The organism is Nonomuraea basaltis, assembly GCF_005893125.1.
Classification (GTDB): domain Bacteria; phylum Actinomycetota; class Actinomycetes; order Streptosporangiales; family Streptosporangiaceae; genus Nonomuraea; species Nonomuraea basaltis.
Map to the genome: position 1 here is coordinate 1 of NZ_VCJS01000327.1, position 10,737 is coordinate 10,737.

General features: G+C 71.3%; 10 protein-coding genes. 3 read left to right on the top strand and 7 right to left on the bottom strand.

All coding sequences use genetic code 11. The features are described 5' to 3' along the window. Together EJK15_RS63520 and EJK15_RS63525 are read right to left on the bottom strand one after the other, a co-directional pair. Positions 1-1,116 (bottom strand): peptide chain release factor 3 (locus tag EJK15_RS63520; protein WP_138719960.1); only part of this gene is annotated, 1,116 nt, incomplete at its 3' end. 443 nt (positions 1,117-1,559) lie between these two features. Next, positions 1,560-1,985: a MarR family winged helix-turn-helix transcriptional regulator gene (locus EJK15_RS63525; protein WP_206062098.1), complete on the bottom strand. Its 426-nt coding sequence runs from the start codon at positions 1,983-1,985 to the stop codon at positions 1,560-1,562. A 99-nt stretch (positions 1,986-2,084) separates the two neighbouring features. Between EJK15_RS63525 and EJK15_RS63530 the strand changes: the two genes are divergently transcribed. Together EJK15_RS63530 and EJK15_RS63535 are read left to right on the top strand one after the other, a co-directional pair. Next, positions 2,085-3,536, top strand: coding sequence for an MFS transporter (locus EJK15_RS63530; protein ID WP_138719961.1), 1,452 nt, complete (start codon positions 2,085-2,087; stop codon positions 3,534-3,536). A 194-nt stretch (positions 3,537-3,730) separates the two neighbouring features. Continuing rightward, complete coding sequence (locus EJK15_RS63535; RefSeq protein ID WP_206062100.1) at positions 3,731-5,647, top strand: S41 family peptidase; 1,917 nt, start codon at positions 3,731-3,733, stop codon at positions 5,645-5,647. A gap of 4 nt (positions 5,648-5,651) precedes the next feature. Here the strand turns inward: EJK15_RS63535 and EJK15_RS63540 are convergent, their stop codons facing one another. Together EJK15_RS63540 and EJK15_RS63545 are read right to left on the bottom strand one after the other, a co-directional pair. Then, complete coding sequence (locus EJK15_RS63540; protein WP_171075311.1) at positions 5,652-6,464, bottom strand: peptidoglycan recognition protein family protein; 813 nt, start codon at positions 6,462-6,464, stop codon at positions 5,652-5,654. A 337-nt stretch (positions 6,465-6,801) separates the two neighbouring features. Next, the gene (locus tag EJK15_RS63545; RefSeq protein ID WP_240778005.1) at positions 6,802-7,749 is read right to left on the bottom strand and encodes an NAD(P)-dependent alcohol dehydrogenase; all 948 of its coding nucleotides are present in this window, start codon (positions 7,747-7,749) and stop codon (positions 6,802-6,804) included. Between the two features lie 253 nt (positions 7,750-8,002). On the opposite strand from EJK15_RS63545, the gene EJK15_RS63550 reads away from it, so the two are divergent. Further along, on the top strand, positions 8,003-8,692 hold the full coding sequence (locus EJK15_RS63550; RefSeq protein WP_138719964.1) for a DUF2306 domain-containing protein: 690 nt from the start codon (positions 8,003-8,005) through the stop codon (positions 8,690-8,692). Here EJK15_RS63550 and EJK15_RS63555 read toward each other — a convergent pair. From EJK15_RS63555 to EJK15_RS72175, 3 genes are all read right to left on the bottom strand, one after another. Next, positions 8,665-9,321 (bottom strand): response regulator, encoded by a 657-nt coding sequence (locus EJK15_RS63555; RefSeq protein WP_138719965.1) that lies wholly within the window; start codon positions 9,319-9,321, stop codon positions 8,665-8,667. The genes EJK15_RS63550 and EJK15_RS63555 overlap by 28 nt on opposite strands. Further along, a complete protein-coding gene (locus EJK15_RS63560; protein ID WP_138719966.1) occupies positions 9,318-10,457 on the bottom strand; it encodes a sensor histidine kinase in 1,140 nt (379 codons plus the stop codon). The genes EJK15_RS63555 and EJK15_RS63560 overlap by 4 nt, the downstream gene beginning before the upstream one ends. A gap of 34 nt (positions 10,458-10,491) precedes the next feature. Continuing rightward, positions 10,492-10,737 (bottom strand): hypothetical protein (locus tag EJK15_RS72175; protein ID WP_206062104.1); only part of this gene is annotated, 246 nt, incomplete at its 5' end.

Sequence of the window (10,737 nt, forward strand, 5' to 3'; positions counted from 1 at the left end):
AGATGTGTATGAGAGACAGGTGGCGTTGACCAGGCCGACGACGTCGCCGGGGTAGGCGTCGTCGAGAGTGGTGCGCTCCTGGCCGAAGACGCTGTGCGCGTATTTGGTGGCGAACGGGCGGCCGGTGGCGGCGTGGGTGAGCACCATGCCGCGTTCGAACCGGCCGGAGCAGACCCGGATGAAGGCGATGCGGTCGCGGTGGGCGGGGTCCATGTTGGCCTGCACCTTGAACACCAGCCCGGAGAACGGCGCGTGCAGCGGGCGCGCCTGGCCGGCGACGTCGGGGCGCGGGGCGGGGGCCGGAGCCAGGTCCACCATGGCGTCGAGCAGCCGGGCCACGCCGAAGTTGGGCAGTGCGGCGCCGAACAGGACCGGGGTGTACTCGTGGGCTTCGAACCGCTTCTGGTCGTGGTCGGCGCCGATGGCCTCGAGGAGGTCCGCCTCCTCGGCCGCGCGCTGCCAGTCGGGCCCCCATGCGGCCTGTGCCTGCTCGGCGGTCAGCTCGCTCTCCAGCGCCTTGGTGGCGCCGCCGGGCGTGCGCTCGTAGCCGATGACGCGCTTCTGGAGCCGGTCGATGGCGCCGTGGAAGTGGCCGGGGCTGCCGATGGGCCAGTTGATGGGGGTGGGGCGCAGGCCGGTGCGCTCTTCGATCTCGTCCAGCAGCTCCAGGGCGTCGCGGCCGGGCCGGTCCCATTTGTTGATGAAGGTGATGACCGGGATGCGGCGGTGGCGGCAGACCTCGAAGAGCTTCATGGTCTGCGGTTCCATGCCCTTGGCGGCGTCGATGAGCATCACCGCGCAGTCGACGGCGGCCAGGACCCGGTAGGTGTCTTCGGAGAAGTCGGCGTGGCCGGGGGTGTCGACCAGGTTGAAGATGTGGTCGCGGTAGGTGAAGCGGAGCGCGGCGGAGGTGATGGAGATGCCGCGTGAGCGTTCCAGCTCCATCCAGTCGGAGGTGACGCCGCGGCGCCCGGCCTTGCCGTGCACCGCGCCGGCTTCGCTGATCGCGGAGGCGTGCAGGGCCAGGGCCTCGGTCATGGTGGACTTGCCCGCGTCCGGATGGCTGATCACGGCGAACGTACGCCGCCGGGCGGCCTCTCCTGCGATGCCGCTCATCGCCCCGCCCCGGTGCTCGTGGCCCGGCAGACCTGCCGCGGCTCGTGGGCGGTGAGCAGTTGCTCACGCAGGCGCTGCGCGCACGCCATGATGTGCTCCTCGAATTTGTTCCAACCGGCCGAGAACGAAGACTAGCCGGGCTCGCCTGCCATTCCGGCCCTCCGCGTCACCCTGCCTTAACGTCAGGGTATAGCGGCTCTGGGCATGCGCCTGCATGGTCGGCCACCGCCCCGCTCATAGCATGCGCCGAAACGGAGACCTCGCCACGTGCCGCGAGAAACTCTACCGTTACGAGAGAATATGAGAAACCGGGGTGGCAGTCGTCTGGCTCCCTCGGTCTCGTCGGCGCCCCCGCGCGGAGTCGAGCGGATGCAGCCGGTCACCGTTGACGGGCCGCTGACGACCGTGCGGCATGGCCGGCCCTCCACGAGCCCCGGCCGTGGTCATTGCTCGATGCTGGCGTTGAAGTGTGCCAGGCCCTCGGCGAAGGAGGCCAGCTCCTGCGGGGTCCAGTCTTTCAGGACCATGGAGAGGCCGTTGAGGCGGTACGCGCGCTCGGCCGCGACCCGCCGCAGGCCCTCCTCGGTGATGCGGAGCTTGCGGGCCATGCCGCCCTCCGGGTCGGGGATGCGCTCGGCCAGGCCGCCGCGGAGCAGGACGGCGGTCTGCCGGTTGACGGTGGAGGTGTCGAGGTTGAACGCCTGCGCGAGCTGGCCGATCGACATCGGCCCCTCGGCCTCGAGGCGCCTGAGCAGGATGTAGCTGCTGCGTTCGAGTCGCATTTCGTCGGGGCCGGAGGTCGTCGCCAGCTCCTTGTAGCGGCCGATGAGCATGAGCTCGCGCTCGATGTCGGCGATCTCCTCGCGCACTTGGTCCTCCCGTCGGGGGCCAGGATATCCCTCGTTCAGCGATGTGTATGATACACGCTATATGTATTATGCATATTGTTGCGAGACACGGGAGAGTTCATGAGTTCAACGCGCGCCGCGCCACGCCGCAGCGGAGTGATCATCGGTGTGCTGGCGGCGGCGGGCATCACGGTCTCGCTGATGCAGACCCTCATCGTGCCGCTGATCGCCAGCCTGCCGGCCCTGTTGCACACCACCCCCGCCAACGCCTTCTGGGCCATCACCGCGACCCTCCTGGCCGGCGCGATCGCCATGCCGATCTCGGGGCGGCTCGGCGACCTGTACGGCAAGCGCCGCGTCATGGTGGCCAGCGCGCTCCTGCTGGCCATCGGCTCGTTCGTGTGCGCGCCCGCCAACACGCTGATCCCCATGGTGATCGGCCGCGCGCTGCAGGGGTTCGGCATGGGAGTGATCCCGCTGGGCATCGCCATCATGCGTGACGTGCTGCCGCCGCAGCGGCTCGGCTCGGCCATCGGCCTGATGAGCTCCTCGCTCGGCGTGGGCGGAGCGCTCGGCCTGCCCGCCGCCGCGCTCGTCGCCCAGTACGTGAGCTGGCACGCGCTGTTCTGGGCGGCGGCCGGGCTCGGCCTGCTGATGACCGCGCTCATCCTCCTGATCGTGCCGGAGTCCCCGGTCAAGTCGGCGGGCCGCTTCGACTTCCCCGGAGCGGCGGGCCTGTCGGCCGGCCTGGTCCTGCTCCTGCTGCCGATCTCCAAGGGCGGCGACTGGGGCTGGACGAGCGGCACCACGCTCGGGATGTTCGCCGCCGCGGCGGTGATCCTGCTGCTGTGGGGATGGTGGGAGCTGCGTACGCCCGCCCCGCTGATCGACCTGCGTACCAGCGTGCGCCGCCAGGTGCTGCTGACCAACCTGGCCTCCATCGTCATCGGCTTCTCCATGTACGCGATGTCGCTGATCACGCCCCAGCTCTTGCAACTGCCCGCCGCCACCGGGTACGGCCTGGGCCAGTCGATGGTCGCGGCGGGCCTGTGGATGGCGCCGGCCGGGCTGGTCATGATGGCGATCTCGCCCGTGGCGGCACGCCTGTCGGCCGCCCGGGGACCCAAGACCTCCCTGCTGCTCGGCGCGGTCGTCATCGCCTCCGGGTATCTCCTGGCCCTGGCCTTGATGGGCCACGCGTGGGGCGTCCTGATCTTCTCGGGCGTGGTCAGCGCCGGGATCGGATTCGCGTACGCCGCCATGCCCTCGATCATCATGAGCGCCGTGCCGGTCACCGAGACGGCCGCCGCCAACGGCCTCAACAGCCTGATGCGGGCGATCGGCACGTCCTGCGCCAGCGCCGTGCTCGGCGCGGTCCTGGCCAACATGACGATCAAGTTCGGATCGGTGACGTTGCCGTCGGAGGACGGCTTCCGCGCGGGCTTCATCATCGGCGGCGGCGTCGCCCTGCTGGCGGCGCTCATCGTCCTCACGATCCCGGGCCGCCGCGCCGCCGCCCGACGGCGAACCGGCGAACCCGCCGACGCCGGCCGGAAGGTCCGCACGCACTAAGAGCTGTCCCGCAAGGAAGATCGACGGCGGCGCGACCGCTGACGTCCTAGGGACTTCCCTAGGACGCCTCCTGAGGCGCCGCCCGTCGTGCCGTGCCACCCTGCAGGCATCCAATCGGCTCCAAGCAGGTCCGATGGCGTGGTCGAAGGAGCTCGGTCCTCCGGCGCGCCCAGGACGATGGGATGGGTGGCGCCATGACCGACGCATCAGGCTCGATGGCCAAGCGACTCGCCGAGGCGGTGGAACTGCGGGACTTCCTGCGTACGGCGGGCGCCTTGACGCTCGCCGACAGGCGCACGCTGGTCCAGCAGGCACTGGTGCTCATCGAGCAGAACTACGTGCACCTGCCGCTCAAGGCGGCGATGCACGCGGTGAACCCGATCCAGCGGCTGCGGCTGCTGGGCCTGCGGCTCAACCGCCAGACCGAGACGACCATGGACCCGGAATGGCGCTTCCACACGGAGCTGTCGGAGATCTTCCATTCGGTACGCGACCTGCACACCAACTACCTGCTTCCGCAACCGTTCTCCAGCAAGATCGCCTACCTGCCGTACCAGATCGAGGAGTTCTACCAGGGCGAGGACCGCCACTACGTGGTGACGAGGATCGTCGAGGGCTTCTCCGCCCCGGGGTTCGGCCCGGGCGTGGAGGTGACCCACTGGAACGGCGTCCCGATCGACCGGGCGGTGGACGTCAACGCGGCGCGGTTCGCGGGCGGCAACCCGGCGGCGCGGCACTCGCGCGGGCTGCAGTCGTTGACCATCCGGCCGCTGCGCATCCACGTGCCGCCCGACGAGGACTGGGTCGTGCTCAACTACGTCGATGCCGACGGGATCGCCAAGGAACTGCGCGAGAAGTGGCGCATCACCGACAACCTGCCGCCCTTCGTCAACGCCGACGAGCTCACCAGCGCGGCCGTGGCCCAGGGGCTCGACCTTGGCACGGACGAGATCGGCCGGGCCGTGAAGCTGCTCTACGTCCCGCAGGTGATCACCGAGCAGGAGTCGGCGGACGTCGCGGGCCTCACGGCAGAGCCCGCCCAGCCGGGCGCGGACGTCCCGACGTCCATGCCGGGCGTGTTCCGGGCCAGGAGCGTGGTCACCGCGTCCGGCACGTACGGCCACATCCGGGTGTTCACCTTCAACGTCAACGACCCCGACGGGTTCGTCCGGGAGTTCGTCCGGCTCATCGGGCTGCTGCCGCAGGACGGTCTCATCGTCGACGTGCGCGGCAACGGCGGCGGGCACATCTTCGCCGGCGAGTTCCTCCTGCAGACGCTCACGCCCCACCCCGTTTCCCCGGAGCCGTCGCAGTTCATCACGACGCCGCTGAACGTGCGGATCTGCGCGCAGCACGAGGGCGACCCGACCGGCCAGATCGACCTCACCCCCTGGTGCGCGTCGATGAACCAGGCGCTGGAGACGGGCGCCGTCTACTCGGGCGGCTTCCCGATCACCCCCGCCGACGGGGCCAACGCCATCGGGCAGCAGTATCACGGCCCGGTCGTGCTGATCACGGACGCGCGCTGCTACTCGGCGACGGACATCTTCGCCGCCGGCTTCCAGGACCACACGATCGGTCCCATCCTCGGGGTGGACGACAACACCGGCGCGGGCGGCGCCAACGTGTGGACCCACGAGCTGCTCAAGCTCCTCCTCGAGCTGCCGGAGCCGGCGGCGGACAGCCCGTACCGGCCGCTGCCCGGGCAGGCGAACATGCGGGTGTCGATCCGGCGCACGCTACGCGTCGGCGACCTCGCGGGCACGCCCGTCGAGGACCTCGGCGTGGTGCCCGAGCACCGCCACCGCATGACCCGCGAGGACGTCCTCCACGACAACGCGGACCTGCTCGATCACGCCGGGCGGCTGCTCGCCGGCCTGCCGGTACGCCGCCTCGGCGTGCAGATCGGCGCGGCGGGCGGCGAGCTGACGCTCCGGACCGCGCGCCTGGACCGGGCCGACGTCCACCTGGACGGCCGGCCGCGGCTGTCGGTGGACCTGGCGCAGGAGACGGTGACGGTTCCCGTTCCCGGGATCGGCGCCGCCCAGGTGGTCCGCGTGGAGGGCTTCCAGGACGGCCGGCTGGTCGCGGCCCGTACCCTCCATCGCTGACCGCTCAGACCCGCAGCAGAGACGGCCAGGTCTTCGGGCCGACGAACCCGTCCTCGTCGAGGCCCTCGGCCCGCTGGAACCCGCGGACGAGCTCGACGAGGCCGGTGTCGCACTGGGTGGACTTCAGCCAGCCCTCCAGACCGGCCTCGCTGCCCGCGTAGGCGGTGGGAGGCACGTGGCCCCGGGCGAACAGGCAGCCTCTGACGGTCTTGACGTCGTAGTTGTCGTCACCGAGGCGGACCATCGGCAGGTTCTTCACGATCTTCTCCGTCCAGGATAAATCCGCCTCCGCGCCGTCCTTGACCAGGGCGGCGACGGCCGCGCGGAAGTCGCTCATGTCGATGGAGTGGGGGTCCGGCTTGGAGGTGTTGACCTCCCGGTGCGCCTTCACGCGCGCGGCGGGCAGCCCGAACTCGCGGCACAGCTCCGCGCACAGCCGGATGTAGGCGTCCTTCTGGGCGTCGGGCCAGGGCTGGCTGCCGTTGTTCTCGGCCTCGATGCCGATCGAGCTGGAGTTGTCGTGCTGCGGCGAGGTGGAGGGGGCGTTGTGCCAGCAGCGTCCGGCGGCGATGACGTAGATGTGGCCGGACCTGCCGAGCCCGAACTGCGACAGCGGCCCGTCGAGGCCGGGGCGGCCGTTGCGCACCACCGCGAGCGACGGGTAGTCGCCGCCGCCGGCCGGGCCGGCGGTGTGGTGACAGACGATGCCCTGCACCTCGGGCTGCGGCCCGTGGCCGCGGGTCTTCCACCCGGACACCTCGGTCACCGGGAAGCCGGTACGGCGGGCGACGTCGGCGAGCTGGGTCAGGAACGGCATCAAGGACCTCCGTGGAGCATTTCGATGGATCTCACAACCTTCGATCGACGAAGTGGCCACGCCATGGCGCTGAGCGATCATCGTTGACCGGGCGCATCCAGGAACGGGGGCGTGGCGGGCGGCCATCGCCGCCGGCGCGTGCCGGCGACTCCGTCGCAGGGGCGATGGACAGGGCGGCGCCGTGGCTGAGGTCGCGCCCTTCGGGGGGCCATCGCCGGATGATGCGGACGGGGATGGGGTGGATGGCTGCGGCTTTCGTCATATCGTCGCGAATAAGGTGCTTACAGATCTTAAGCATGCCTTACCGTGCGTGGTGGCGTGAATCCGAAATGTCCGTTTAAGTGGCGTCCGAAACTCTGATCACGACCTTCCCCGGGACGTGGCCCTCCTCCTGGTATCTGATGGCCGCCGGGATCTCCTCGAACGGGTAGCACCGGTCGATCGCCGGAGTGACCTTGCCGTCCTCGATGAGCTCGGTCAGCGTCACCAGGTTCGGCTTGTTCTCCTTGCACGCGACCACGTCCGTCAGGGCCACCCCGTGGGGCAGGAACGGCGCCGCCGCGAGCATCGCGAACATGCGACCGGCCGGCTGCAGCCATCGGCCGCCCGGCCCGCCGATGAGGATGTGGATCCCCTTGGGCTTCAGCACCCGCCGGTACGCCGACGCCCCGTGCCTCACCGCGTTGTCCAGCACGACGTCGAAGCGCCGGCCCAGCCGGGTGAAGTCCTCTTTGGTGTAGTCGACGACCTCGTCGGCGCCGAGCGACCGGACCAGGTCCACGTTCCGGCCGCTGCAGACGCCGGTGACCTCCGCGCCGAACGCCTTGGCGAGCTGCACGGCGAACGTCCCCACACCTCCTGAGGCCCCGTTGACCAGGACCCGCTGCCCGGGCTGGATCCGGCCCTGGTCGCGTACCGCCAGCAAGGCCGTGTTGGCCGCCAGCGGCACCGCCGCCGCCTCCTCGAACGACAGCCTCGCCGGCTTCGGCGCCAGCTCGTCCTCCCGGACGCAGACGTACTCGCCGAAGCCGCCCTGCTTGGACATCGCGAAGACCTCGTCGCCGGGACGGAACCCCGTCACGCCCTTTCCGACCGCCTCCACCTCCCCCGCCACGTCGGCGCCCAGGACGGCGATGTTCGGCCTGCGCAGGCCGAGGCCGCCGGGCATGAGACGTGCCACGCGCGGCTCCCCGCGCATGAGGTGCCAGTCGTAGGGCTGGACGGAGGTGGCGCGTACCCGGACCAGCACCTCGTCGTCGCGGGGCGCGGGCTTGTCGATGTCCATGAGCTCAAGGGCGTCGGGTGAGCCGTATGAGCGTAAGACGAATGCTTTCATCATGTTCTCCTCATTCGTTGTGGATGTGGCGACGATGTGGGGGACGGCGCCGAGCCGGCCCCGGGCCACGAGAGTCAGTGTGACGAAGGGCGGTCCGGGGCCCAACGGCCGAAAGTACGACCTCGTCGATGGCTGATAGGCCGACTCGGCTCGGGCCGTTCTGCCGATGAGCCGCCACCGCCGCGGCCGTCACGATCGAGTCATGACCGACAAGAGCACGACGAAGGCGGCCAGGGCGGGATGGCGGGTGCCCACCGGGCTGATCGTCCTCAGCTTCATCCCCCTGCTCGCCGGCGCCCTCCGCCTGACCGAGCTGACCAGCGGCGCGGAGGTCACGCCGGAGAACGCCCGGTTCTTCGCGGCGCCTCTGCCCGTGATGGTGCACATCGTCGCCGCCTCCCTGTACACCTTCCTCGGGGCCTTCCAGTTCGCGCCCCGGTTCCGCCGCCGTCGGCCCGGCTGGCACCGCGCCGCCGGCCGGGTGCTGGCCGCCTGCGGGATCGCCGCGGCGCTCTCGGGGCTGTGGATGACCCTCTTCTACGCCCTGCCCGCCGTCGACGGCGCTCTGCTGGGCGCGTTCCGGCTCGTGTTCGGCTCGGCCATGGCCATATTCATCGTCCTCGGCGTCGCCGCGATCCGGCGGCGGGACATCGCCCGGCACCGCGCCTGGATGACCCGCGGCTACGCGATCGGGCTCGGCGCGGGCACCCAGGCGGTGGCCTTTGCCATCTGGCTGCTGATCCACGGCCCGGCGGACGAACTGGCCAGGGCGCTGCTCATGGGCGCCAGCTGGGCGATCAACGTCGCCTTCGCCGAATGGATCATCCGCAGGCGCCCGGCCCGCTCCGTGCGCGCCCCCGCGGATCAGCCCTTGACGCGGTTGGTCTCGTAGGCCCACATCGCGATCTCGACGCGGTTCCGGACGCCGAGCTTGGCCATCAGGCTCGCGATGTGGCTCTTGACCGTGCTGAGCGAGATGTGCAGCTCGGCGGCGATCTCGCTGTTGGTCCGGCCGCGCGCCACGGTGGCCAGGATCTGCTCCTCGCGGCCGGTGAGCGCCTCGATCGGCTGGGCGGGCGGTGCGGCGGGCCCGGCGCCGGCGAAGGCGCCGAGCAGGCGGGCGGTGATGTTCGGGGCGATGAGCGCGTCGCCGTTGGCGGCGGCACGGACGGCCTGGGCGAGCAGGTCGGGGCCGGCGTCCTTGAGCAGGAAGCCCCGGGCGCCGGCCCTGAGGGCGGCGTAGACGTACTCGTCGAGGTCGAACGTGGTGATGACGACGACGGCGAGGGGGTCGGCGACGTCCGGTCCGGCCAGGTGGCGGGTGGCCTCGATGCCGTCGAGGCGGGGCATGCGGATGTCGAACAGGCACACGTCGGGGCGCAGCCGCCGCGCGAGCTCGACGGCCCGCTGCCCGTCGCCGGCCTCGCCGACGACCTCGATGCCCGGCTGCGCGTCGAGGATCATCCTGAGGCCGGTGCGGGCGATCTCCTGGTCGTCGGCGACGATCACGCGGATGCTCATGTCGCCGCCCCCGCACGGGGCAGAACCGCGGTCACGGTCCAGCCGCGGCCGGGGTTCGGGCCCGCCTCGCAGGTGCCGCCGAGCAGCCCGGCGCGTTCGATCATGCCGATGAGCCCGTACCCCACCGACGCGATCGAGCGGGTGGAGCTGTTGTCGCCGTCGTCGCTCACGCGCAGCCGCACCGACGTGTCGTCGGCGGCGACGCTGACCTCGATGCGGGTGGCGTGCCGCGCGTGCCGCCGGGCGTTGGTGACCGACTCCTGGGCGATGCGGTAGACCGCGGCGCCGACCGACGGGGAGAGATCCGCGAGATCGCCGCGGATCTCCACGTTGACGGAGGGACCGACGCGGGCCGAGCCGGCGAGCTGCTCCAGATCGGCGATGTGCCGGCCGGGTGCCCGCTCCGCCGGCTCGTTCCTGCGCAGGACGCGGACCATGGCGCGCATCTCGGCGAGCGTGCGCGACGCCTCGGCCTCGATCACGCGGAGCGCGTCTGTGGCGGCCTCGGGCCGCGTCGCGGCCGTCGCGAGACCGGCCTGCGCGCGGATCGCCATCGCGGAGACGTGATGGGCGACGGTGTCGTGCAGGTCGCGGGCCAGTTGCTCGCGTTCGAGCAGCTTGACCTGATCCAGCTCGCGCAACCGCGCGCCCGCCCGGTAGCGGAACGCCACGCCCAGCGCGAGCGCCGACAACATCACGGCGAACGCGGCGACCACGTCGGGGGAGCTGAGGCGGCCGAAGAGGATCGACAGGCAGACCACGGTCAGCATGACCGCCAGCCCGATCACGGCCTCGCGCCCGGAGCCCCACCGGAACAGCGAGTAGAGCAGGATCAGGACGAAGACCATCGTGTACGTCTCGACGGGATCGCCGCCCGTGAACAGCGGGGCCGCGCTCGTGACGGCGAAGACGATCGCGACCATCACCAGCGGCCTGGTCCGGCGCCACAGCAGCGTGGGCACCAGCCCGACGGTCACGACCAGCGAGATCACCCGCCACGGAAGATCCGGCCGCAGGACTCCTTCGAGCACCGCGGCCGGCACGAGCACCCCTACGAGCAGCCAGTCCCGCCATACGCGCCGCGGCGGGCCGGGGGGACGGGGCTCGGCCCACACGGAGCGAAGAAGACCCTGCACGCCCTCATGGTACGAGAGCCTGGGCCACCCCGGATCACCCCAAAGGACGCGACTCGCCTTCGGCGGCCGAGCTCTCGTTCGCGGAGGTCACAGCGCGGTCCGGTCCGAGCCGCGCCCCGGCCTGGAAGGCCGCCGCGAACGCCCGCCTCCCCAGCGCGTGCTGGGCCTGCTCCGTGCAGCGCTCGTGCCAGATCGCGTGGTAGCACAGCCGCTCCGGCGAGGCGCCCACCGACTGCCACAGCGCGTGCGCCGCCCCCAGCAGCTCGGCGGCCCCTTCGTG

Bases quoted from the DNA above. Each gene is read 5' to 3' on its own strand.
- EJK15_RS63530 (WP_138719961.1), top strand. From the start codon at position 2,085: ATGAGTTCAACGCGCGCCGCGCCACGCCGCAGCGGAGTGATCATCGGT.
- EJK15_RS63535 (WP_206062100.1), top strand. From the start codon at position 3,731: ATGACCGACGCATCAGGCTCGATGGCCAAGCGACTCGCCGAGGCGGTG.
- EJK15_RS63540 (WP_171075311.1), bottom strand. From the start codon at position 6,464: ATGCCGTTCCTGACCCAGCTCGCCGACGTCGCCCGCCGTACCGGCTTC.
- EJK15_RS63545 (WP_240778005.1), bottom strand. From the start codon at position 7,749: ATGGACATCGACAAGCCCGCGCCCCGCGACGACGAGGTGCTGGTCCGG.
- EJK15_RS63550 (WP_138719964.1), top strand. From the start codon at position 8,003: ATGACCGACAAGAGCACGACGAAGGCGGCCAGGGCGGGATGGCGGGTG.
- EJK15_RS63555 (WP_138719965.1), bottom strand. From the start codon at position 9,321: ATGAGCATCCGCGTGATCGTCGCCGACGACCAGGAGATCGCCCGCACC.